The following is a 24,896-nucleotide window of genomic DNA, read 5'->3' on the forward strand; positions in this document are numbered from 1 at the left end:
GGATATTCCTATATGCTAATTATCTAAAATGGAGCTAATAAGAGTGCTGTAGCAATAGTGGATCTATGTTCCTACTAATTTTGCTACAGCAAGAAGACCTCCGCAAAAGTATAATTAAAGAAGTTTGAAAAAAGGGTTTCCGTGGATCAGCATCGTTTTGATGCGGATGATGGATGCCCCTTTTTGTGTTATCGGGAGTATGAGGTTAGTTAAGAAACTAATTGCCCTGCAAAATTGTAAGTCAATAAATAATTATAAAGTGTGAAGAATTAAAAAGGTTAGGAGCCAGCTCCAAAATACGCTAATGCTATAGCGTCAAGCTGTGCAGCAATTTGCTCAAAATTACAATCCAAATCCAGAGTCCGGACGCTTATTATATTGCCACTCATGCGATATGTGTTATTTGGTAGTGTGGCTTCATCGGTCTTAGCATATAAAAGCATACCAGATACCTCGTGTGGCTGGTTACTGAGCTGACTTTCTTTATTCTTTACATAAGTAAATATCTGATACAGATTTCCTGAATGAAGTGTTTGCACATCATACTGAGTCTGCATCGTATAGGAGTAATATTTTGCATCGATTATCAGTGTCTTCTCATCTTTCGAAAGCATGATATCTGTCTTCATAACCGGAAGCATATCATTCATATCATCATCTAACTGCCATGGAATCTGAGATGCATTTGCCATTATTTTTGGATGTTCTCTCCTGAAATATTCCAGAATGAATTTCTCGTATAATCGGTTCATGTGCTGTTCATCAATGAAATCCATCAACTTACTATTACCAGCGGAATTAGTCTGAAGTAAGCCCTTCACAACCAGGTAACAAATTGAAATAAGCATTTGGTAAGTCTGATTGCTCCGATTGTACTGAAATCCCCAATTTATATTATGAACATCTAGCGTTTCAACCTCATCGAAGAAGACAAGTAGTTTACGCATTTCCTTTTTTCGTGCTTTGGAAATATCCGAATGCAGTAGAAGTTCAACAGTTGTCTTGATAACGCGATTCATATAATAATTCACTGAAAAATCGTCATACACACAAACCATCTGCTTTTTCAATATAGTCCGAGCTTTTATTGATTCTGATATATCAATCTTTCCTCGAAGTGCAGACAATGCGTCCGTTTCAGGTATGTATTCTCGTATTAACCCTCTCTTGAGTTGAACTGAAATACCTTTTGAAAGAATGGCTGCGCATAACTCTGCAACATTGCTAAAATGTTCTGTGGATATATTTTTATAACCCTGCTCATTCAGCACTTTGAATGCATATGATAGCATATGGTAAACATTCTGTATAGGTATCACTTAATTGCGCTCATTAAATTATTAGCCCAGTCTTTAATCTTCAGAGGCTCGTCAAACCAGTACTCCTTTAATAGCGGGATGAGCTCATACTCAACGATATTTGTGAGCACAGAATGTGTAATTTCGTTGAGCTCACAGAAGTAGCTGTGACCTATGCAGAAGCTCTCACCAAGGGATTCATCTGCGGCAATGACTCCATTCAGATTTTCAACACAGTTGATAAGGTTGTCGAATTTAACACTCGACAGTCTCATACGGTATGCTCTGAAACGATCCGATTCAAATCCAGGTCGCATTTCATAGAAAGCAAAACGTCTGCGTAGTGCATAATCAAGCATAGCTAAACTTCTATCCGCTGTGTTCATCATACCAATAATATAAACATTTTTAGGAACTGAGAACTTCTCATCGGAATAAAGGAGTTGCAACGCATTTCCGCGTTTGTCATTCTCGATAAGCATAAAAAGCTCACCAAAGATTTTGCTCAAGTTTCCTCTGTTAATCTCATCAATGATAAAAAAATATTCATGCTCAAGGTCATCAGCGGCCTTTTTGCAAAAGTTATAGAAGGAGCCCTTCTTTATTTCAAATCCTTGACCGGAAGAGGAAGGACGAAAACCTTCGATAAAATCTTCATAACTATAACTTTGGTGAAACTGGATCATCATTAAACGTTCCTGATCTTTGGCACCCATCATGGAATAGGCCAAACGCTTGGCGGCATATGTTTTACCGACACCAGGAGCACCCTGAAGTATAACGTTTTTCTTTGTTCGAATTAGACCGACAAGAGTAGTATAGCTATCCTTATCCATGTACACTTCTTCAAGAAACTTATCCGAGTCATAAAGCGGATAAGAAACCTCAGATATCTTGTCGTCATCTGTATCTTCATCCTTTTCAAATAAAGCGCATAATTTCTCAACATAATCTGTATAGGAAGTAATATCCGTTAAAGCTTTCATTACTGACTGACCTGGATGTTCCTTTGGCTGTTCTAAGCAATTATCAGTCCAATCCATCCTTCGTAGATTAGGATAGTCGGAATCTATGGATGTATCAAAGAAGTAATCCGATTTAACTACACCTCGACCAATAAGCTGATACATGCCCTTCTTAACAAAAACAATATCGCCTGGCTTCATTTCATGTACGAATTGCCAAGTTGCATGAGTTGCATTTTTGTACGAGTGAGATGGGTCACGTTTCTCTTTCAAGGCAACCTTCATATCGTCTTTATTGGCGTATTGTGTCAAATCCCCAATTTCATGCCAGCCAAGTCCTATCACGCTTTGCCGATAGAAATCATCCCACTTATATGCGCCATTGCCAGGTGAGTAAATCCAGTAATGAACAGTATCCACATCTTCGTCTGCGAGACCTGCCCCTTTATCGTCACGAGTAGTCTTCACACCTTTCTTGAATATTTCTGAGGCTAGACTTTCTGTCATATCAACTTTCCGACCATCGTCAGTCAATGTCCATTTTCCATAGGTTGAATTATCTATATAACCTCCATATACAAGATAATTTCGAGCAAACGCTACTTCGTTTTCAAACCTATTAACGTTACTTTTGCCTCTGGTTTCGCTTATTTCTTCTTCTGTAAGTTTTTCATTCTCGATGATTTTCTTTCTGGTATCTTGAGGTGATGCTGAGCCATCAAGATCACGTAATGCTTGAATAAGTGGTTTAAACCATTTTAAAAACGCTGCGTTCGAAACCTTAGTTTTTTCGGATTTCTTTTCCTGATTCACTACCTCAGAATATTGCCATGCTTCAAAAGATAGTTCTTTAAAGTCCTTCAATCTACTCTCACTGCTGCTAAGGTAGCTTCGGAGCTTTTCGATAATGTCAAAATACTTCTTGGACAGAATCTTGGCTTCAATGGCAGGCAGAGATGAAACGACAGTCGAAGGAATTTTTCCTGATTCATAAATATACCATGTGTTACGTTGGTCAAGATTGAGAAAAGAATTAGGAGCTATCCAATAAAGACCCATCGTGATTTTGCTGTTGCCATTGCCTTTTTTATTGATGGCAAGGTCAAAGTACTTTGAGAGAACCTCCCGGGCTTCTGCTGAAGGATTATCAGCATACTTTAAAGCTGATTCAAACAGTTCCCATAGTTCGTCAATATCGCGCTCTGCTCTCTCTCCTACAAAGCTGTAGAATGTGGCATTTTGGTTGTTTAGCACAGGAATACTATCAAAGGACGTGGGAACTGCAGCCTGAACTTCGAATATCTCTGCTAATGCAGAGATGATTTTCACTCGGTTTGTTTCCTTCATAGAGCTCTTATTGAATAGCCCAAATACAGTGAATGGATCTATGTCAACAATCTGGTTATCTTTTTCCAGAGTTGGTAGACTAATGCTGGTATCGCTGTACATACGCTTTACCTTTTCAATGAGCTCCTGGCGATTGCTCTTGTATGCTAAGAGCAGATGAGAGAACGCCTCGTAAAATTTAACCCAATCATATTGATTTGTATTCATCATAGTTTCCTCCGGATATTTTAATCGCAATTGTTGATAAATTGCCTTAATGATCACCTCTCCACAGGTGGTGAATGCTAAAAGTTTAGTCATATAACTTATTGTATAGAAGGACTTTCTCATTACAGTGAGGTTTGCGTCCGATATACAATGATTCATATTTTCATGACAGAGAGTGTTTCAATCAGGTGATACTGGGATTCCCATCAACACTTATCGTTATGGATTGTTATTGAGCATTTTTATGCTATTACCATTGTATATCATTTAGAACTAAATAATAACCCATAGAACTCATCATCAGAGTGATGTTACCTATGAGTAGTGAGTAAATCTTACAGAAAGTGTTTATTTACACCTTCTCTCAATCGGTGGAAGTAATAATTCAATAATCATTTTCTGCAGATTTTGTGAAATTAGCAATTATTATGTAAACCTTGAAGGTGAAAGTGTGAACTATAGTTCACACTATTTTTTGTGCAAAAATATGAGAATTACAAATCGATAGATAGCTGTTTACAGGTGTAAATTCCCGGCATATAATAAAAATGAACATACGTTCGAATGAAGAAAGGGGTGAGAAAATGAAAAATATAGTTCTCGTCTGTCATCGCAAGCGGCGAGGGATAAGTCAAAAAGCTTTAGCTAAAGACTTAGATATAACGAGGGAATACATGAATTTACTTGAAAACAGTAAGAAACAACCAAGTAGCCATCTAGCTCGTCGAATTGCGAAATACTTTGGGACAACCGCTAAGGCCGTTTTTCCAACATACTCGCCTGAAGAAGAAGAGTCTCAAAATTCATCCTAAAGCTTCACAATAAAACATAGCAAAGCAAGTATCCAAGAAATTGGATACCAAGAGGGTTCAATGAAAAAGTTAAAAATTAACTACAAGACTCAAGTCCAATACAGCCAAGATCAAAAGATGACGACACCCTCTATGGTGGAGCCGGAGCAGCCAATGCCACTAAAAGTAAAACCATATTCTCATCAGATTATAGGCTACAACTTAGCCTGCAGAATTCTCGGGATATTTGAGGGAGGTGGTTAAGATCTCAAAAGAAGAAGCCAAATCAAAAGGCGTAGCCCTTTTGATGGAATGAAATGGGCTGCGGCAAGACAATCACAACAATCGCAGTTTTAGGCAGAGCATACCTGAACAATAAAATAAAACGAGCTCTCATCATCGCTCCGAAATCCATCGTTGGAGTGTGGAAGGAGGAGTTTGAAAAATTCTCAAATTTTCCGTACATTCTACGAATCCTGACTGGAAGCAGCCTTCAGAAGGTGCAGCAACTAAAGACGATCAATAGCCAAGGCCTGCAGATCGCAGTAGTCAATTACGACAGCGTCTCACTGATTGAGGACGAACTTCTCAAGTGGTCACCGGACTTCATTGTTGCAGACGAGTCAACCAGGATTAAGAATCCTGGTGCCAAGACCAGCAAGGCAGTCCATAGGATTGCTAGGAAATGCAGATACAGGATGATTCTCACAGGGTCACCAGTAACTCAGAATCCACTGGACCTATACTCACAGTACAAGATGCTGGATGAAAGCATCTTCGGAAGCTCCTTCTACGCTTTCAAGAACCGGTATGCGGTCCTTGGAAAATTCCATCAGCCAGTAGCTTATAAGAACATACCAGAACTCATAGAGAAGGCACATTCAATAGCTTACAGAGTAACAAAAGCAGACGCTCTGGACCTTCCAGAGACAATAGATGAAATATACCCTGTGATTCTCGAGCCAAAAGCTCAGAAGCACTACAGGAAGTTCGTGAGGGACTCATACCTGGAACTATCCAAGGGTGAGGTAACAGCCACAAACATCCTGACAAGGATCCTGAGGCTTCAACAGATGACCGGAGGGTTCATCAGAGCAGACGATGAAACAGAGCGATACGAGCAGGTATCAAGCGCCAAGCTTGAAGCTCTGGAGGATATCCTGGACTCCGTCCTTGAATCAGGCGAGAAGCTGGTAGTAATGGCCAGGTTCATCCCAGAGATAGAACAGATCAAGAAGCTCTTTGAAAACAGAATGGTCGGGCACGCTACTATCCACGGAAGTACAAGAGATAGGGCAGAAGAGATCCGGCGCTTCCAAGAGGACCCTGAGTGTAGAGTCTTTTTGGGACAGATACAAACGACGTCAATGGGGATAACTCTGACTGCAGCAAGCACCTGCGTCTTCTACAGTCTATCCTACAACTACGCAGACTACATTCAGGCAAAGGCTAGGATCCATAGGATCGGCCAAAAGAACAAATGCGTGTACATTCACTTAGTCGCTAAAGGAACTATCGACGAGACCGTACTCACTGCCCTCCAGAAGAAGGAGGATATCGCACATTCAATCGTGGACAACTGGAAGAACATAATCACATAAGGGGAGTGGAGGAACATAGAAAATGAGATATTCAAACTAGCAGACAAACTAAAGGAACTCAGAAGTGTTAAGAAGCAAGTGGAGGAAGAGCTGAAATTCCTAAACAAGACCATCGATGAAACAGACCAAAGACTAACCGAACTAATGATTAACAATGAGACACAGAGCTTCAATCGCAGTGGCACACTGTTTTACCTAAACACTAAGATCTACGCATCCGCTGCAGGAGAGAAGAAAGAGGAGCTTTTTGAAGCCCTCAAGGAACAAGGGTATGGATCCCTTGTGGTTGAGACTGTCAACGCAAACAGTCTGTCTGCCTTCGTCAAAGAGCAGATATTAGAAAATGAGGATTTATTACCCAATTGGCTCGAAGGTAAAGTAAACGTATTCGAGAGGACCACAGTTGGGGTCAGGAAGGCGTAAAGCACCTGATGCAAAGAAACAAAGAAGCAAAGAAACAAAGAAGCAAAGAAACAAAGAAACAAAGAAACGAAGAAACGAAGAAACGAAGAAGCTAAGAAGCTAAGAAACAAAGAGACGAAGAAAATAAGTGCTTAGAAGCATTAGATATAACGAGGAGGACATAAGTAATGAAAGAGAAAGACAATGAAATGATGGTGCCTGCATCAAGCGAGGGATTCCTTAAATTGGTAGATGTAGACCTGGCAGATAATCTAAGTGAGGAGCTTGCGGGGATGGATCTTAGCTTCGAGAGAGTGAAGATTCCAACAGGAGGCTCAACAGTGTTTGAGATACCTGGTGATGATTCGAATGATACTGTAACGGTGAGGTCATTCAAGGCAGTTATACTATACCACCATCCTGTTCAGGCATTCTATAAGAGCAAGTATTCAGGAGGAAATCTTCCACCAGATTGTGGCAGCTTTGATGGAATAACAGGCCAAGGAGAACCAGGGGGAGCATGTTCATCTTGCCAGTACAATAAATTTGGAAGCGGCGAGAATGGCAGCAAAGCATGCAAAGAAAGGCGAAGGATATACCTTCTCACTGAAGGGAGCATACTTCCTGTGATCATAACGTTGCCAACAGGATCCATAAAGGAGTTCAACAGGTACGTCCTTAAGCTCTTTGGAAAGGGACAGAAAACAGGAATGGTTGTTACTAAGTTCACTCTGAGAAAAGCCACTAACAGCGGAGGAATAGCTTATTCACAGGCACAGTTTTCCGTTGATAGGATGCTTACAGCAGAGGAGCTCAAAGTAGTGGCTAAGGTATCTGAAGATGTCCGATATCTTAGCGGAAAGATCAGCTACGAAGTTGATGGAGTCGATGAGAATGAGAATCCATTCGTAGACGTCGAGACCGGAGAGATCCTGGATAAATTCAGATAAGAAGAATTGTAATGGAGCAGGTTAACTGCCTGCTCCTCCTATAAGGAGATCATATGACAGACTATAAGTGTGTAAGGACACTGGATGAAATTAAGGACTACATAGGCGACAATAAGGTATTCTCCTTCGACATTGAAACTTCAGCTGATGATGAGTATAGAGGTGAAGAGCTTTCAGCTCTTGATCCACACAAATCAAGCATCACAGGAGTGTCATTCAGTGTCAGCGAAGGAACCGGAGTTTATGTACCTCTTCGCCACGGTAGAGGAAACAACGTAACAAATATGCAGGATGTTGAATCCTATATTGCAAAATTGCTGACAGACAGAAACAGGGTAAAAGTTGCGCATAATTTAGCCTTCGAAACAATGTTCTATTACAACCAAGGTACAGTGATCCAGGAGCCTTGCTACGATACCATAGCAGCGAGTCAGCTGACGCTTAAGACGGAAACAGAGTTCAGAGAACTTAAGGAGAGCGGCCTTAAGAAGCTGGTGCCAGAGTTTTTCGGTATTGAGATGCCAAGCTTCGCTGAAGTGACAGCAGGTAGGCACTTTGATGAACTGGATCCAGATGACGATGAAACCATCAGATACGCTTGTTCAGACTCAGACTACACTTTAAGGCTCTACAATATATTCAATGAGTGGTTCGATAAGTACATGCCAAGTCATAAATACATAGTCGAAAAGATTGAGTCACCAACAGCAATATTTGTAGGACTCATGAAGCACAATGGGATACTTGTGGACATTGATCTTATGCTCGAGAAGAAGGCAGAAGCTGAGGAAAAACTAATACAGCTAAGGCAAGACATCTCGGATATGATCGGAGAGGTTAACCTGGGGCTTAATGCAGGTACCAAGGAGTTCAAGGATTTTCTGTACAAGGAGCTGGAGCTCCCAGTATTAAAGACCACAGAGAAGTTTAACGAGGCGGCAGATGATGAAGCTCTAATGCTCCTAGCTGATTGGTCCAAAGACAACAGACCTGAGCTAGTACCCCTTTTTGATAAGGTACTGGAATTTAGAAAATGGGGAAAGCTTAAAGCAACGTACATAGATGGATATCTAACCCAAGTTAATTACGCCACAGGCAGGATCCATCCTAATTTCTTCCAGCTTGGCACTGAGACTGGGCGATTCGCCAGCAGGAAGCCGAACCTACAGAACATACCGAGAAAGGGCAATGATCCGATTGGAGTGCGTAACTTCTTTAAGGCAGCTGAACATCACAAGTTCCTGGACCTTGATTTCTCACAGATTGAACTAAGGGTCGGAGCTTACTACTGCCGGGATGCAAAGATGCTCGAAACCTACAGAAACGGTGGAGACATTCACGCACAGACAACCTCAGTGATCTACAACATACCATTTGAGGAGGCTGTTGACACTGGACATAAGGACTACAAGGAAAGACGAAGCATAGCTAAAAATTCCAATTTCGGAGTGTTTTATGGCCTTTACCCAAAAGGTCTGCAGCGTAACCTGCAGTTCAAGGCCGGTCTCATAAAGACCGAAGAAGAATGTGCCAAGATAATTAACAACCTAAAGTCAGGCTATCCAGGATTAACCAGGTGGCAGAACGATACTAAAAGAATGGCTAAGCACAAAAGATACAGCGAGACAGCTCTTGGTCGCAGAAGGTGCCTTAAAGGCATCCTGAGCATAGAGTGGGGTGTAAGGTCCTACTGGGAGAGGTGCGCCTTAAACACGCCAATACAGGGCACAGCGGCGGATATTCTTAAACTCGCGATGGCAAGGTTCGTTGCCGGTTTAGGCGATAGGCAGTACATCAGGCCGCTTCTGACAATACATGATGAGTTAGTGTTTGAGGTGCCAGAGGATAAGGTGAAGGAAGCGTATACCTTCATAAATGGCTGCATGGAAGCAGCGCCATTCGAGGGATTCGATGTACCAATAATCGCAGAAGGAGCCACAGGAGAAAGGTTTGGAAGTATGGAGGAGCTAGAATGATTGAACGGAAGAAATTCATAAAAGACTTGGAGAGCTACAAGTGTAGTATTCCAAAGCAAACATACAAAACAATAAGAGGCCAAGCACTTGCAGGAGACCTGGATGGTGCCTTGAGAGGCTTAAGGAAGGTCCTGGAGCGAGAAAGAATAATGAACATGGAGTTGATAAAATGGAACGCGTAAATCTATACAATACAGAACACTACATAGATCCAACAGTTTATGCTGCCATGATTAAGATAGAGAAGGAAAGAAGGTTCAAACCAGTAGTCTACATCTGCTCACCCTTTGCTGGTGACACAGCTACCAATGTTGAAAGGGCTAGAAGGTACAGCAGGTTTGCTGTGACTAAAGGAGTAATTCCCATAGCGCCTCATCTTCTATTCCCTCAGTTTATGGACGATGATCAACCGGAAGAAAGAGAAGATGCCCTGTTCATGGGAATAGTTCTCCTGTCAAAGTGCAGAGAACTCTGGGTATTTGGAAACAAACGCTCACCGGGTATGGTTAAGGAGATTGAGAGAGCAGAACAAAAGAACATGAAGATAAGATACTTCAATGATCTGTGTGAGGAGGTAGGTGCTTATGATAAGAGAATATGATAACTTTCCTCAAGAGCTAAAGAACCAGCAGGCTTGGGTCTGCTACAACATAGAATCAGTACCAGGAAGAGAGAAACCTACAAAAGTGCCATATAACCCTCTCAGTGGTAAGAAGGCCAGCAGCAAGGCTCCAATTACCTGGACAACCTTTGCTAAGGCTCTAGAGGCTATGAAGAAGTTTAAGTACAGTGGCATTGGTTATGTGTTCTCAAAGAATGGGTATGTAGGCATAGATATCGACAATTGTAGAATCAAAGAAACTGGGGAGCTTTCAGACATAGGGAAGAGGTGTCTGGAGCTCCTCCCTACGTACTGCGAAATCAGTCCATCAGGTACTGGGTTGCACTTCATAGCAAAAGGAGTACTGCCACCCAAAGGACGTAAAAATAGTGAGACTGGTGTGGAGATGTATGAGGAAGCTCGCTTCTTCACTGTAACTGGAGAATCTATAACTGGTAAGAATGATCCGGTGTCAGAGTGCCAAGGTGGAATAGAAGAAGTACATAAATTCTTCATTGCTAAGGAGAAGAAAGCTAAGGCTCCTCGAAAAGTTGCAGTAAAGACTGTGCTGACTGACGACGAGGTTATTCAGAGAGCTCAAGCATCATCAAACGGAGAAGATTTCAAGCTCCTCTATGAAGGTAAATGGCAGGATAAGTATTCATCGCAGAGTGAAGCTGACCTTGCCTTCGCAATGAAGCTTGCTTTCTGGACCGGACGAGATAAGGAACAGATGGACAGGATCTTCAAGTCAAGCGGCCTTAATCGAGAGAAATGGGAAACTAAACACTATGTGGATGGAAGAACATATGGTGAGGAAGTATTAGAAAAAGCTTGTGACAGCACAGAAGAGGTCTACGAAGCATTGGACAGCCGAGGGAGGATCATAGAGAGAGGAAATACATACGTCAAGATAAGACCTGATGGAAACTCCTTCATCATCTCAAACTTCGTAATACGGCCACTGGAGTTGATACAGGATAGCGATGAAGCACAACTACGATGCATCATCCAGAATGATATTGGTCAAGAGTACAAAAGAACCTTCATGACGGTTGAGATGTCCAACCTGCAAAGCTTCAAGAGGTGTCTTAATCAGAATACAATATCATTATCCTATACTGGCACTGAAGGCGACCTGGAACTAATTAAGGCACATGTATCAAAGCAAAAGTATCCAATTAAACAAGGTGTCAGAGGTATCGGGATATTCAAGGTAAGCGATAGATGGGCATTCGTTGACAGGAATAGAGCCATCGACAGCGAGGGAAATGATGTTGGAGAAATAGTACCTATGGCAAAGAGCTGTGAGATTGAGAGTGATATTCTGGAAAGTGAAGTTATCACGAAGGAGGAGCTGGAGCAGATAGCAAAGCCTCTACTAGAGTATAACGAACACGCTAAGACAGTCACAGTTCTATGCTTCGCTGCAGCATGTTTTGTAAAGGAAAAGCTCAGACAGTCAGGAATTAAGTTTCCACATCTCATCATGACAGGTGAAGCTGGTAGTGGTAAGAGTAACACTATGGAAAAAGTACTCTATCCCATATTCTCATCAAAGAGCATCACAGGAGCCGGCAAGATGACAGGATTTACACTGCTTAAGACAGCGGCCAGCAGCAACACGATACCATTCCTAATGGATGAATATAAGCCATCAACTCTTGAGAAAACAAGAGTTGACGCACTCATGAATTTCTTGAGAGATGCATATGATGGACATGCTGGCCAGAGAGGAAGACCAGACATGAGCGTAATACTATACAAGCTCAATGCTCCTGTAGTAATGGCAGGAGAGGAAAGTCCAATGGAAACAGCGATCAAGGAAAGATCAATGGAGCTCCTGTTCTCAAAGTCAGACTTGAAAAGTACAGACAGATTGAGAGCATTTAATAAATTAGTAATGAGTGAAAACTTGCTTAAAAAGCTCGGAAAGACATTGCTCCTAGAATCATTAAAGCTTGATCAGAAAGAGCTTAAGGAACATCATCAGAAGGTGTTCACAAGTCTCGAAGATAGGCTTCCATCAAGAATTAGGAATAACACTGCAGTCCTCATGTGTGGGGAGCTCCTCCTGGAGAAATTGGCTGAGAGATTTGGAATGAGCCTGCAGGAACTCTTCAACAAGGAGCCGGAAGTATTTCAAGGCAATCTTGTGTATTCAGTGAAGGAGTACTTACTCGATGGAAATGATCACAACAAGAGTGTGGTAGACAAGACCTTCGAGATTTTCGACAGGATGGAGCTTACTCCAGATGTGCACTATACATTCATAAAGAACTACGAGAGGATTGGGTTCGACTTGAAGCTGACATATGACCTTTTTACTAAATATGTTAGAGATCATGCTGTCGCAGGAGAGGTACTTCCTTACACTCAGTTTATTCGCCAGATCAAACGCAAAGACTATTTCCATTCGTATGGAGCAGTCAGATTTGGGACTGAAATCAAGCGGGGATACATCTTCGATTTGGAGAAAATGGCTACAAGCTGTGATATTGACAAATTTGTTGTAAAGGCTGAAATGCTTAGAACACCAAAGAAATACAAAGATTTGAACTTAAATTAATAACTAAAAAACCAGTAACTTGTAACTTGTAGTAAGTAAAAATCTATAGCTACACGAAAAAGATAATTTCACGAATGTAAAAATGATTTTATAAATTTTAAAATATAAGTACCCTATATCAGAATTTGATTACAGAAGTTACTAGTTACGAGATAGAGAGGAAAATGGCAGAGAAGGAGATTGTGAATAAGATTCTAAAATATCTGAAGGACATTCCGATGTGCTTCTGTTGGAAAGAACATGGCGGCATGTATGGAACTACAGGAATCCCTGACATCATCTGTTGCTTCAGAGGTCACTTTGTGGCCTTTGAAGTTAAAACTGAGAAGGGAAGATTAACCAAACTACAGTCGGTTGCACTTGAGAAGATAAATGCAGCTGGCGGCAAAGCTTACAAAGTGACAAGTTTGGATGAAGTGAGAGCAATCTTGAAGAACTTGGAGGAATGCGAATGGATATAAGAGAATATTTTGAACAAGCGAACTTGCTTAATAGAAAAATCAAAATGATGTTGAATCAGGTTGAAACATTGGATAGTCAAGCAAAGAAAGTCACATCAAGCTTTCAAATGGACAAAGTCTCATCGTCTAAACAGAAGAGCTCAATGGAAAGTGTGATTGTTAGAAAGCTAGAACTAGAAAAGGAGATCAATTCCCAAATAGACGAACTGTATGCACTAAAGCTCAATATGGCCCTTGTGATCTCAAGGATTTACGATGAAAGATATCGTAGACTACTCGAGCTCCGCTACATTGAAGGAGAGGAATGGAACCAGATCGCCATTACATTAGGGTACAATATGCGGTGGGTCCAGAAATTACATAAGCGATCGATAGAAGAAGCTGCAAATGTATATGATGGCGAAGTAAAAAATACAAACGATAAAATTGGCCGCCTCGAGGCCGCCAAGAAGCCGCCTATAGGCCGCTATGAAATTCCAAAATCATATGATACAGTGAAGATGTAGAAGTCTACACGAAAGAATCTTGGTTGTTCGAGGTTCGTTTTAAGTTCATAACTAAGGGTACGCGATTGCGTACTCTTTTTTATTGGGGGTAAAATGGGATATCGAGAGGCTGTTGAAGATCAAATAAAAATCAAAAGGATTAGTCCTCATGAACAGATGTATTTACCACTGTGTGCTGTGTGTGGTGCTGAGGTCACTTCGTTATCATACAATCGAACATTTCTGTACTTATGCATTGAACATAAAAAGCTAAGATATCAGCTAAAGAAGCAAATGAAAATTGGCCGCCTATAGGACGCTAAGAAGCCGCCTATAGGACGCTATGAAAATCAAAAATTATGTGCGACAATAGAAATGTAGAAGTATATATAAAAGCCTTGAGAGCAATCTCAGGGCTTTAACTTTAGGTAGGAGAGCTGTATGCCAAGGAAACCAATGAAGCCCTGTAAGCATCCAGGTTGTGCTCTGCTTACCTCAGGAAGATTCTGTGAGGTACATGCCAAGCAGCATGCAGCAACAGTGCTAAGCTCCACAGAGAAAGGCTATGATGGCAGATGGCGCAAGGCTAAGAAGAAGTTCCTTGAGTCTCACCCACTGTGTGTCAGGTGCATGAAGGTTGGTGAACTGACCAAAGCAAATGTGGTTGATCACATCATACCTCATCGTGGTGATATGAATCTGTTCTGGGATGAAAGTAACTGGCAACCACTATGCACAAGGTGTCACAACAGAAAAACTAGAGTGGAAGATATGCAGATTTTATACAAATACTGAAATCGTTACATGAGGGGTAGGGGACTGAAAATCCTTGGGGATCTAAGGGTTTCGGACGCGCGTTCCCAACGCGTGAATTTTCGCGAAATTTCATAAGGGGGGTATCGCGAAATGGTGCCGGAAAGCATCTCAAGCATTGGGGTACAAGCTATTTGAGATTTGGGCTTTTGCGTAATAGTTCAAGATAAAAACCATATTTTTGAACGCTAAGGTGAGCTCAGAAGTGAGTCAACCGAGGCGTTCTTTTGTTTCCGGAGGTTTACAGAAGATGACTAATGAAGAACGACAAAAGATAACTGAACTAAGGGTAAATGGTTTCGGATACAAGGCAATTGCAGCAGCAATGGGTATGAACAGAAACAATGTCCGAAGCTTCTGCCAGAGGCATGGCATTGGCGGCAATTCGGTTGTTGTAGCATTGAACCTTGAGGAACAGAAGAGTTCAGCCCTGATCTGTAGACACTGCAATAAAAAGCTTACTCAGTCATCAACTGGGAGAAAGCGTAAGTTCTGCTCGGAAGTGTGTCGTCGGAACTGGTGGCAGCTTCACCCTGAGAACCGGAAACCTAATGAGACAGCATTCAAGAAAATAACCTGCAGTAACTGTGGAACTGAATTTGAGAGCTATGGAAGCTCTGACAGAAAGTACTGCAGCCATAACTGTTATATCAAATATAGATTTTGGAGAGATGAGAATGGAATTTAAGAAACTAAGAATAGATGATCTGATACCGGCCAGCTACAATCCAAGGAAGAAGTTGAAGCCTGGTGACAGTGAGTTTGAGAAAATCAAGAACAGCATAAAGGAGTTCGGTTATGTTGACCCTGTGATAGTCAATAAAGACAGGACAGTCATTGGTGGGCATCAAAGAATAACAGTCCTTAAGACTCTTGGAGTCGAGGAGATTGACTGTGTGGTCATCGATATAGACAAAACAAAGGAGAAGGCACTTAATGTGGCTCTGAATAAGGTATCAGGCTTCTGGGATGAGAGTCTGTTAGCAGATCTTCTCAAGGACCTTGAAGGACTCGATTATGATCTTAAGTTCACGGGATTCGATCCACCAGAAATTGATGAGCTGTTCACGAAGCTCCATGACAAAGATGTCAAAGAAGACGATGGATTTGACCTGTCAAAGGCCCTCGAGGAAGCGAGCTTCGTTAATCGTGGTGATGTGTGGACTGTTGGAAGACATAGGCTAGTTTGTGGTGATGCAACAAAGGCTGAAGATGTTCAGAAGCTTGCCAATGGGAAGAAAGTAAATCTAGTAGTTACAGACTTGCCTTATGGAGTCTCCTATGTCGGTGGCTCAGGGCTTTCAATCAAGAATGATGATTTAAAGGGTGAAGAGTTCTATAAGTTCATCTTGGATTCATTCAACAACATGGCAGCGAACATGGCTCCTGGAGCTTCGATTTATGTATTCCATGCAGACACCGAGGGTCTCAATTTCAGGAAAGCATTTGTTGATGCAGGCTTTCATCTCAGTGGAGTTTGCATCTGGAAAAAGAACTCTCTGGTCCTAGGGCGAAGTCCATACAACTGGATCCACGAACCAATACTTTATGGTTGGCTGAAAACTGGGAACCACAAATGGTACACAGGTAGATCCGAGACAACTGTATGGAATTTCGATAAACCCAAGAAGAATGAGAGTCATCCAACGGAGAAGCCAATTGGACTCTTAGCCTATCCCATAAAGAATTCATCACAGGTCAATGGCATTGTACTAGATACGTTCTTGGGATCAGGATCAACCATGATTGCCTGTGAGCAGACTGATAGAATTTGCTTTGGAATGGATCTTGATGAAAAATACGTAAGCGTGGCATTGCGAAGGTACGCAAATTTTGTAGGCTCTGATAAAGATATTTATGTCGAGAGAGATGGCGTGAAGATACCATATGCTGACCTTGTTAAAGAAGTAAAGTCTAAGGAGTCATAATCAAAATAATAGCTTGCTATAACCTGTGTTTAGAGTGATATATACACTACCAAGAAAACACAGGAGGTATTGAGAATGGACAAGAAGGAAGTCATTAAGGCTGTTGAGGAGAAGCTAGGAGCTAAAGCAAAGTACAAAGGAGCCCCAACCTTCAGCTACGAAATTACAGACGGAAAGACAACATACACTATCACAAGAATCGGGGAGGTTCTTGATTCGAATGGGGTGGAGAGATTCGTTGAGGACATACTGAACAGTGGTTCTACTGAGGATGAGATAACATTCACAGAGCGAGAGCTTATGGGTGAGAGCCCATCAACTCAGAAGGGAGCAATTGTGATTAGTCTCCAAGGCCACACAGGAGCAACGATTAGGAATCTTATCAACATGCTCGCCAGCAAACAGAAGCTTCTGGCACTTGCCTTGGGCGTTGACTGGCAGCCTGTTGGGACCGGTGTTGCCGAAGAACTGGCAGAGGCCAAGGTAACGGACCTCAAGGAGCTTGAAGCGAACCTGGAGCCTTTAAGGCCCAGTCTGAAGGCGTTTCAGATCAATCTAAGTGGGCCGGTTCCCATTGCGGAATTTTGCGCGGATAGCATCAGCGAGGATAAGGTCAAAGCACTGAGAGAAGTCCTGAAGGCTGCAGCAAATCAAGCCAGGCAACTGAAGTATGCTTCATCCAAAGTTTCACAAGAGGACAATCCCAAGTACGCATTGAGAGTCTGGTTAATCAGGTTAGGACTCAACGGTTCGGAGCACAAGGGAACTAGAGCAGCCCTTCTTAAAGGACTTGGTGGAAACTCGGCCTTTAGAGGAGTTGAACCAAAGATTGAGAAATAGAAGAACACTTGATAGAGCCTTCGGGCTCTTTTCTTATGGGAGGAGGTGATGACCATGGCAACAAGAGGACGAAAACCAAAGCCAACAGCTATAAAGGTCCTGGAAGGAAATCCAGGAAAGCGAGCACTAAACGAATTTGAACCGAAGCCAGATAAGAAGATGCCCAAGTGTCCATTGTGGCTTGATGCTGAAGCCAAGAAGGAATGGCGAAGGACAGGAAAGCTTCTTGAGACCATGGGAGTACTCTCTGAAGTGGATATGGCAGCCTTCGCTGGATACTGTCAGGCATATGCCAGGTGGAAGGAAGCAGAGGAGTTCATAACCAAGCATGGAACTATAGTAAAGACTCCTTCAGGGTATTGGCAGCAGGTACCTCAGGTTTCCATCGCTCAGACTTACCTGAAGATAATGAATAGGTTTTGTGAACAGTTCGGTCTGACTCCTTCAGCGAGGAGTAGAATCGTCACTGACAAGCCGTTGGAAAGTGACGATCCAATGGAGCTCCTTCTTCTCAAGGGAGGTGCTGGAGATTGACATATGTGATCATTGAAAGAGAGTCCTATATTACAGGCTACACCAGAAATGGTGTGGCTTTTACTTTTGATAAGGTTGATTACGATAAGGTACGAAAGCATAGCTGGCACCTGTCGAAGAAGGGGTATATTTCAACAAAGAGAAAAGGGAAGGTAGTGCCTATCCATAAAGTGATCCTTAAATATCCATCCTGGATGGAAGTGGACCATATCTCAAGAGACAGGCTGGACAACAGAATATCCAACCTAAGAGTGTGTAACCACCAGGAGAACTGCTTCAACCAAAGCCTCAAGAGGACAAATACCTCGGGCTACATAGGGGTAAGCAAGGCAAAGCGCAAGAATGCTTTCGAAGCTTACATACATTTCTGTGGAAGGAAGTACCACATAGGGACCTTCGAGGATTCTAAGCTGGCAGCAAAGGTTAGGGACAATGCAGCTTCAATGTTATTTGGTGAGTTTGCTTCTCTCAATTTTCCAAAAGAATGCGGTGAGATAACTGGCTAGTAAGAAAAGCGATCTGTTTGTCCCAACAAAGTTTATGCTGCCAACATCAACCTACATGCCAGAAAGAGCTGACCATACTGTAAGGTTTATTGAGAACCTGAGACACACTAAGGGTGAATGGTATAATCAGCCATTCAAGCTCCTCCCATGGCAGGAGACAATCATCAGAAACATATTTGGAATCATAAAGCCAAATGGATTCCGGCAAATAACAACTGCCTATGTTGAGATTGCCAAGAAGCAGGGAAAGACAGAACTTGGAGCTGCACTTGCTCTCTACATGCTTACTGCTGATGGTGAGCGAGGAGCTGAGATCTATAGCTGCGCTGCAGACAGAGCCCAGGCCAGCTTAATATACAACGTGGCGGTGGACATGATCTCATTAAGTCCAGCTCTAAAGAAAAGGCTAAAGGTTGTAGCATCACAGAAAAGAATAGTGTATCCAGCCATGAACTCATTCTATCAGGTGCTTTCAAGCGAAGCTTATTCAAAGCATGGTATCTCACCAACAGCGGTGCTCTTTGATGAGACTCATGTTGCTAATAGGGAGATGATGAATGTCATGCTGCATGGAGCATCTGATGCGAGAAGACAACCGGTGAACTTCCTAATCACAACAGCAGGAAATGACTTCAATAGCATAGGCTACGAGCTCCATCAGAAGGCAATGGATATCATGGAGGGGAGAAAGGTTGATCCAACATTCTATCCAACCATCTATGCTGCAGATGAAAATGACGACTGGACAAATCCTGAAGTCTGGAAGAAAGCTAATCCCAGCCTTGGAATAACAGTTCAGGAAGATAAGATCAAGATTGCCTGTGAAAATGCCAGGCAGAATGCAGCGGAGGAAAATTTGTTCAAGCAACTAAGGCTATGCATTTGGGTTAAGCAATCAGTCAGATGGATGCAGATGCACCATTGGGATGAATGCGACTTTGCAGTAAATCCAGATGAGTTAATTGGGCGAGAGTGCTTCGCTGGTCTAGACCTTTCAAGTTCAATAGACATAACAGCATTTGTTCTTGTGTTCCCACCAAGGACCGAGGATGAGAGATATGTAATACTCCCATATTTTTGGATCCCTGAGGATAATCTTCAGAACAGAGTAAGAAGGGACCATGTTCCCTATGATACCTGGGAGAAGCAGGGCTTTATTAAAACAACTGACGGGAATGTGGTCCATTATGGTTACATAGAAAACTTCATTGAGGAACTTGGTACAACGTACAACATAAAAGAGATTGCCTTTGATAGATGGGGAGCGGTGCAGATGGTCCAGAACCTTGAAGGAATGGGCTTCACTGTTGTTCCCTTCGGTCAAGGCTACAAGGACATGTCTCCACCAACAAAGGAGCTAATGAAGCTGACGCTTGAAAAGAAGATAGCCCACGGTGGGAATCCAGTACTTAGATGGATGATGGACAACATTTACGTCAAGACAGATCCAGCCGGAAACATAAAGCCGGACAAGGAGAAAAGTACAGAGAAGATTGACGGAGCAGTTGCCTTGATCATGGCTTTGGACAGAGCCATCAGGAATGAGATAAAGGGCAGCGTATATGATGACCGCGGGATACTGGTCCTAAACTAATACACAAATATCAAGATTAGCTTGCTATATATATCTTTTAGAGTGATATATGTAATAACAAGATAACCAAGGAGGGTTTGTGTATGAAAAAAGGTGATTTTCTAATCACTAAGAATGGAAAGACAGTCTGCAAAATCATAGGTAAATGGGGCAGCGACTTCATACTCGAGAACATCAACGAAGTGGATGTAGATGTGATGCTGTATGGAGATGCAGAGCTTCAGAGACTAATCGAAGAAGGTACATTCAGAAAGTTCAACCCAACAGGAATCAAGGTACAGGATAGCAAAGCAGTTGAACTCTTTAATGGACTTATAGATATGGTTGAAGGAGACCTGGAGACAATTGGTAAGAAGGTCAACATCACTGCTCAGAAGTATGCAAGCAACATCCTTGAGGAACTAAGGAGTGCCTTGGAAGAGTTGGAGGAAGAAAGATGAGCGACAGGTTTTTCACTCAGACACGATGCGACAGGTGCCATAAGGAACTTAAGGATGGAAGGACAATGTCAATGTTCAACACAGACTGCATTTGCATGGAGTGCATGGTAAAGGAGACAAAAGACAAAGACTACAAGAAGGCGGTGGAGGCAGATAATGCTGAGATCAGGAAAGGCAACTTCAACTACGAAGGGATCCGAGGAGGTAAGCGCAATGGCTAAGGCTGTTTTCTTAAGGAAGCCAGTTGATGTGACAGAACTGAAGTCGAGGGCTACAAAGCCTTCTGAAGGCACACAGTTTGTCATCGAAGAGATTGTGGAACTTACTCAAGTTGAATACGACAACTTTGCAGGTACCCTCTTGGACGATTATCCCTTCATCGAGCAAAACCTACATGCAATGTATGTGGACACCAATGGCGTCTATCACTGTATTTATGTAAAGGCCGAGGGAGCTAAGGAAGGTGTGCTTTGTGAATCTGAAGGGCATTCTTATTGCCGGTACGGATGTTACTATGCAGAACCTGGACTTTTAACGGACAAGCTTAAGGAGCAAATTTTAGACATCCGAGATTCAGGTAAGTATTCGATGTTTGATATTTATGGTGTCCAACGAGAAGCATACAATAATGACTATTTCGAATTAGTATTGTTCATTGACGAGCACAAGAAAGAATACCTGGAATTCATACTTTATGGAGAATAGAATTATCAGCCAAGCACTTCGAAAGAGGTGCTTTTATTTTGCACAGAATTAGTTGGAGGAGGTATAAAATGCAGATACCTATACTTGGAAGGCTATTCAGGTCAAGAGATAATCCGATCTCAAATACATATTTTGGAAGCAACTACAGCTTCTTCTTTGGAAGTACAAGCAGCGGTAAAACAGTGAACGAGAGGACTGCAATGCAGACCACTGCAGTATACGCATGTGTAAGGATCCTAGCAGAAACAATTGCTAGCTTACCTCTTCATGTATATGAGCATACATCAAATGGTAAAGAGAAAGCATTGGATCACAGGCTTTACCGGATCCTCCATGATGAACCAAATCCTGAGATGACTTCATTCGTGTTTAGAGAAACACTTATGAGTCATCTTTTGCTTTGGGGAAATGCATATGCACAGATCATTAGAGACGGCAGAGGGAATGTGCTGTCTCTATATCCACTGCTCCCAGATCGAATTGTTGTAGATAGGAACTCCAATGGAGATCTGATCTACGAATACAGGAATGAATCTGGTTCAATCAAGCTAAGACGAGAGGACGTGCTTCACATTCCAGGGCTTGGCTTTGATGGCCTTGTTGGTTACTCACCAATCGCTATGGCAAAGAACGCTGTGGGTATGGCAATAGCGACAGAAGAGTATGGTGCTACCTTCTTTGCTAATGGAGCTAATCCAGGTGGAGTACTTGAGCATCCAGGCGTAGTGAAGGATCCAAAGAGAGTAAGGGACAGCTGGAACGCAGTGTATCAGGGCAGCAGCAATGCGCACAGAGTTGCCGTCCTCGAGGAAGGAATGAAGTTTCAGAGCATTGGGATACCCCCTGAGCAGGCACAGTTCCTGGAGACAAGAAAATTTCAGACCGAGGAGATATGCAGAATCTTCCGGGTGCCACCACACCTAGTGGCGTCACTTGATAGAGCTACATTCTCAAATATCGAACACCAATCAATTAGCTTCATAGACAATACAATAATCCCCTGGGTATCAAGGCTTGAGCAGTCAATGCAGAAGGCCTTGTTTTCATATGATGACAAAAAGAAGTACTTCGTTAAGTTCAATTTGAACGGAAGGTTAAGAGGTGATGCGGCATCAAGAGCAAGCTTCTACCAGACCATGAGACAGAACGGAATCATGTCAGCTAATGACATAAGGGAGCTTGAGGAGATGAACCTGATACCGGAGGAGCTCGGAGGGAACAAGTACATGGTAAATGCTGCAATGATGGACATGGCAAGTGTGCCAAAACTGATGGAACCTGATCTCGAAGGAGGTGAGAAAGAAAATGAAACTAAAAAAGTTTTGGAACTGGGTGGAAAGCGATGAAGGACGCACCTTATACCTTGATGGCGCAATAGCAAATGAGACTTGGTACGGAGATGTGCGCTCGGATAGGGCATAAATAAAAGTGTAATTGGTAACACACAGAGTAGGTAACTCTGTAAGCAAATGGGCTAACCGAAAGGCGAAAGCTGACACGGGAACATAGCATGCCCATAAAGCGGTAAGTTTCTCATAGGCAACAGAGAACGACTGAACTGCAATGCTAAGTAGATATGAGGATAAAACTGTACTTGTTGAATGTGAGTTTCAAGTCCCAGTTTACCAAGGGCTAAGGAAATTTTGTCTGATACCTTAGATACGAATGTAGTTTATTATCGTCACCGATAAATTTTTTACCTCCATATTCGTATGACGTGCAAGAGAACTTGTGCAAACGAAACGAAAGCATATCCGACAATCTACAACCAGTTATTTATGCTAACCGAGGATACCCTAAAAACCAATGCTTGAAAAAGCTATAGCTTTTCTGAAGTTTGAATATGGTTCATGGGTACGGAGCCTTCATAGTAGTTCGAGGTGGATAATGCCCACTACATGGCGAAGGAAGGCAGTTGTTACGGTCAAAAAAAGATGAAAGTTAGGGAGGAAAACCTCAATGGCAGAGATGCTACCAACAACAGAAATTTTGACAAGAATAAGTAAAAACTCATTGAAAAATCCAAATGAAACATTCACACGAGTGTTTAGGTATATGTTACGTCCAGATATATGGTTTTTGGCTTATAAAAATTTGTATGCGAATAATGGGGCGTCAACAAAGGGAATAAATAATGATACCGCCGATGGATTTAGTGAAAAGACAATCTCAAATATCATTAAATCATTGGAAAACGGCGAATTTTGTCCAACCCCTGTAAGACGAACCTATATAGCAAAAAAAAGTTCAGATAAAAAGCGACCTCTTGGTATTCCAACCTTCACGGACAAGCTCGTTCAGGAAGTATTGCGTATGGTTTTAGAGGCAATTTATGAGCCTGTTTTTATGGACTGTTCACACGGTTTCAGGCCCAACAGAAGTTGTAATACTGCTCTTAAAAGTCTGCGTCTGAAATTCACAGGGGCAAAGTGGTTTGTCGAAGGTGATATAAGAGGTTGTTTTGATAACATCGACCATTCGGTGTTAATAAGATTATTGAACCAGAAAATAAAAGATGAGAGATTGATACAGCTTATTTATAAATTTCTTAAAGCGGGATATATGGAAGATTGGACATATCACAGGACTTACAGCGGCACGCCGCAGGGTGGTATTTTTTCCCCTGTCCTTGCAAATATTTACTTACACGAATTAGATAAGTTTATCGTAAATCTCAAAAATGAATTTGATAAGCCAAGTGCGGAGTTGTACACGGTAGAATACCGTAAAGCACAGTGGCAAACGGTAAAAGCCAGAAAAGCCATTAAGAACTGCGACCCTAATAACAAGATACAAAAAAAACAATTCATTAAAGAAATGAAATCGGTTCGTAGTGTTCAGCTGAAAACGCCATGCAAATCCCAAACGGACAAAAAAATACAATATATTCGTTATGCGGACGACTTTATTATTGCAGTAAACGGTAGTCGTGAGGATTGTGTTGAAATAAAGAACAAACTATCACTATTCATAAGTAGCGCGTTAAAAATGCAGCTCAGTGAAGAAAAGACATTGATTACCCACAGCAGCAATTACGCAAGATTTTTGGGATATGACGTATGTATAAGAAGAAATGCAAAAGTCAAACCCAAAAAAGGCGGAATCACTGTGAGAACGTTAAATAATAAGGTTGAATTACTAATACCGATAAAAGATAAATTGAACAAGTTCTTGTTTAACAAAGGGATAGTTTATCAAAAGAAGGACGGAACATTATTTTCGACACATCGTACAAGTTTGATACGCTTATCAGACCTGGAAATTGTATCAACTTACAATTCTGAGTTGAGGGGTATTTGCAATTATTATTCACTGGCAAGTAACTACTGTCAATTACGGTATTTTGCATACCTCATGGAGTACAGTTGCTTAAAAACATTAGCAGCAAAACACAATTCGTATATTTCCAAGATAATAAATAAATTTCAAAACGGAAAAGGCGAATGGGGTATACCCTACGAAACAAAGCAGGGACCAAAACGATGTTATTTTGCAAAATATTCCGACTGTAAAAGCGGTAAAGACTATACGGATAAAATTACAAAAGCGGCAATTATATATGGATTTTCAAGAAATACTCTTGAAGAACGTATAAAAGCTAAAGTTTGCGAATTGTGCGGTAAAACAAATGCGGACCATTATGAAATTCATCATATTCATAAAGTCAAAGACCTGAAAGGTAAAGCTGACTGGGAACGTGCTATGATATCAAAACGTCGCAAAACAATGGTACTTTGCCGTAATTGCCATCATAAAATTCACAATCAATGAGAAAAAACTATTTTGTAACAATGGAGAGCCGGATACCTTGAGAGGGGTAAGTCCGGTTCGGTGAGGGGTCTGTGTAGACCTACTATGGCAACATAGCAAGGCGACACTTTCC

General features: G+C 41.9%; 25 protein-coding genes. 23 read left to right on the forward strand and 2 right to left on the reverse strand.

What is annotated here, in order from left to right:
- Positions 1-278: 278 nt before the first annotated feature.
- Together mcrC and T472_RS11300 are read right to left on the reverse strand one after the other, a co-directional pair.
- Positions 279-1,319: a 5-methylcytosine-specific restriction endonuclease system specificity protein McrC gene (gene mcrC / locus T472_RS11295; protein WP_023388014.1), complete on the reverse strand. Its 1,041-nt coding sequence runs from the start codon at positions 1,317-1,319 to the stop codon at positions 279-281.
- Positions 1,316-3,910 (reverse strand): DUF8426 domain-containing protein, encoded by a 2,595-nt coding sequence (locus T472_RS11300; protein ID WP_341372051.1) that lies wholly within the window; start codon positions 3,908-3,910, stop codon positions 1,316-1,318. The genes mcrC and T472_RS11300 overlap by 4 nt, the downstream gene beginning before the upstream one ends.
- A gap of 491 nt (positions 3,911-4,401) precedes the next feature.
- Here T472_RS11300 and T472_RS11305 point away from each other — a divergent pair, with 491 nt between their 5' ends.
- The 23 genes from T472_RS11305 (at position 4,402) to T472_RS11420 (ending at position 24,784) form a co-directional block, all read left to right on the forward strand.
- Positions 4,402-4,629: a helix-turn-helix transcriptional regulator gene (locus T472_RS11305; protein WP_023388016.1), complete on the forward strand. Its 228-nt coding sequence runs from the start codon at positions 4,402-4,404 to the stop codon at positions 4,627-4,629.
- Positions 4,630-4,689: 60 nt separating this feature from the next.
- The gene (locus tag T472_RS11310) at positions 4,690-4,872 is read left to right on the forward strand and encodes a hypothetical protein (protein ID WP_023388017.1); all 183 of its coding nucleotides are present in this window, start codon (positions 4,690-4,692) and stop codon (positions 4,870-4,872) included.
- 53 nt (positions 4,873-4,925) lie between these two features.
- Positions 4,926-6,209 carry a DEAD/DEAH box helicase gene (locus tag T472_RS11315; RefSeq protein ID WP_023388018.1) on the forward strand — a complete coding sequence of 428 codons (1,284 nt, stop codon included), beginning with the start codon at positions 4,926-4,928 and terminating at the stop codon, positions 6,207-6,209.
- Positions 6,210-6,236: 27 nt separating this feature from the next.
- A complete protein-coding gene (locus T472_RS11320) occupies positions 6,237-6,632 on the forward strand; it encodes a gp33 family protein (protein ID WP_439334307.1) in 396 nt (131 codons plus the stop codon).
- A 167-nt stretch (positions 6,633-6,799) separates the two neighbouring features.
- Positions 6,800-7,561, forward strand: a complete 762-nt coding sequence (locus T472_RS11325; protein WP_023383293.1) for a hypothetical protein — start codon at positions 6,800-6,802, stop codon at positions 7,559-7,561.
- A 53-nt stretch (positions 7,562-7,614) separates the two neighbouring features.
- Positions 7,615-9,537: a bifunctional 3'-5' exonuclease/DNA polymerase gene (locus T472_RS11330; protein WP_023383294.1), complete on the forward strand. Its 1,923-nt coding sequence runs from the start codon at positions 7,615-7,617 to the stop codon at positions 9,535-9,537.
- Positions 9,534-9,719: a hypothetical protein gene (locus T472_RS11335; RefSeq protein ID WP_023383295.1), complete on the forward strand. Its 186-nt coding sequence runs from the start codon at positions 9,534-9,536 to the stop codon at positions 9,717-9,719. Before T472_RS11330 ends, T472_RS11335 begins: the two co-directional genes overlap by 4 nt.
- Positions 9,707-10,138, forward strand: a complete 432-nt coding sequence (locus tag T472_RS11340) for a DUF7768 domain-containing protein (protein ID WP_023383296.1) — start codon at positions 9,707-9,709, stop codon at positions 10,136-10,138. The genes T472_RS11335 and T472_RS11340 overlap by 13 nt, the downstream gene beginning before the upstream one ends.
- A complete protein-coding gene (locus T472_RS11345) occupies positions 10,122-12,707 on the forward strand; it encodes a phage NrS-1 polymerase family protein (protein WP_023383297.1) in 2,586 nt (861 codons plus the stop codon). Before T472_RS11340 ends, T472_RS11345 begins: the two co-directional genes overlap by 17 nt.
- A 164-nt stretch (positions 12,708-12,871) precedes the next feature.
- Positions 12,872-13,168, forward strand: coding sequence for a VRR-NUC domain-containing protein (locus tag T472_RS11350; protein WP_023383298.1), 297 nt, complete (start codon positions 12,872-12,874; stop codon positions 13,166-13,168).
- Positions 13,159-13,674 (forward strand): hypothetical protein, encoded by a 516-nt coding sequence (locus tag T472_RS11355; RefSeq protein ID WP_023383299.1) that lies wholly within the window; start codon positions 13,159-13,161, stop codon positions 13,672-13,674. The genes T472_RS11350 and T472_RS11355 overlap by 10 nt, the downstream gene beginning before the upstream one ends.
- Before the next feature lie 420 nt (positions 13,675-14,094).
- Positions 14,095-14,448: an HNH endonuclease signature motif containing protein gene (locus T472_RS11365; protein WP_023383301.1), complete on the forward strand. Its 354-nt coding sequence runs from the start codon at positions 14,095-14,097 to the stop codon at positions 14,446-14,448.
- A 268-nt stretch (positions 14,449-14,716) separates the two neighbouring features.
- Positions 14,717-15,154: an RNA polymerase sigma factor sigma-70 region 4 domain-containing protein gene (locus T472_RS11370; RefSeq protein WP_023383302.1), complete on the forward strand. Its 438-nt coding sequence runs from the start codon at positions 14,717-14,719 to the stop codon at positions 15,152-15,154.
- The gene (locus T472_RS11375; RefSeq protein WP_023383303.1) at positions 15,144-16,394 is read left to right on the forward strand and encodes a site-specific DNA-methyltransferase; all 1,251 of its coding nucleotides are present in this window, start codon (positions 15,144-15,146) and stop codon (positions 16,392-16,394) included. The genes T472_RS11370 and T472_RS11375 overlap by 11 nt, the downstream gene beginning before the upstream one ends.
- Before the next feature lie 75 nt (positions 16,395-16,469).
- On the forward strand, positions 16,470-17,234 hold the full coding sequence (locus T472_RS11380; protein WP_023383304.1) for a hypothetical protein: 765 nt from the start codon (positions 16,470-16,472) through the stop codon (positions 17,232-17,234).
- A 54-nt stretch (positions 17,235-17,288) separates the two neighbouring features.
- The gene (locus tag T472_RS11385) at positions 17,289-17,768 is read left to right on the forward strand and encodes a phage terminase small subunit P27 family (RefSeq protein WP_023383305.1); all 480 of its coding nucleotides are present in this window, start codon (positions 17,289-17,291) and stop codon (positions 17,766-17,768) included.
- Between the two features lie 5 nt (positions 17,769-17,773).
- A complete protein-coding gene (locus T472_RS11390) occupies positions 17,774-18,274 on the forward strand; it encodes an HNH endonuclease (protein ID WP_242864801.1) in 501 nt (166 codons plus the stop codon).
- A 55-nt stretch (positions 18,275-18,329) separates the two neighbouring features.
- Entirely contained in the window at positions 18,330-19,868 is a 1,539-nt protein-coding gene (locus T472_RS11395) for a terminase large subunit (protein ID WP_439334306.1), read from the forward strand.
- Between the two features lie 83 nt (positions 19,869-19,951).
- Positions 19,952-20,308, forward strand: a complete 357-nt coding sequence (locus T472_RS11400; protein ID WP_023386691.1) for a hypothetical protein — start codon at positions 19,952-19,954, stop codon at positions 20,306-20,308.
- Entirely contained in the window at positions 20,305-20,529 is a 225-nt protein-coding gene (locus T472_RS11405) for a hypothetical protein (RefSeq protein WP_023386693.1), read from the forward strand. Before T472_RS11400 ends, T472_RS11405 begins: the two co-directional genes overlap by 4 nt.
- Positions 20,522-21,013, forward strand: a complete 492-nt coding sequence (locus T472_RS20345; protein WP_023386696.1) for a DUF5049 domain-containing protein — start codon at positions 20,522-20,524, stop codon at positions 21,011-21,013. The genes T472_RS11405 and T472_RS20345 overlap by 8 nt, the downstream gene beginning before the upstream one ends.
- Before the next feature lie 68 nt (positions 21,014-21,081).
- On the forward strand, positions 21,082-22,359 hold the full coding sequence (locus tag T472_RS11415) for a phage portal protein (RefSeq protein ID WP_023386698.1): 1,278 nt from the start codon (positions 21,082-21,084) through the stop codon (positions 22,357-22,359).
- 613 nt (positions 22,360-22,972) lie between these two features.
- On the forward strand, positions 22,973-24,784 hold the full coding sequence (locus tag T472_RS11420) for a reverse transcriptase domain-containing protein (RefSeq protein WP_023386701.1): 1,812 nt from the start codon (positions 22,973-22,975) through the stop codon (positions 24,782-24,784).
- The last annotated feature ends 112 nt before the right edge of the window (positions 24,785-24,896 follow it).

The sequence above is a fragment of the Youngiibacter fragilis 232.1 genome, assembly GCF_000495435.3.
Classification (GTDB): domain Bacteria; phylum Bacillota; class Clostridia; order Clostridiales; family Clostridiaceae; genus Youngiibacter; species Youngiibacter fragilis.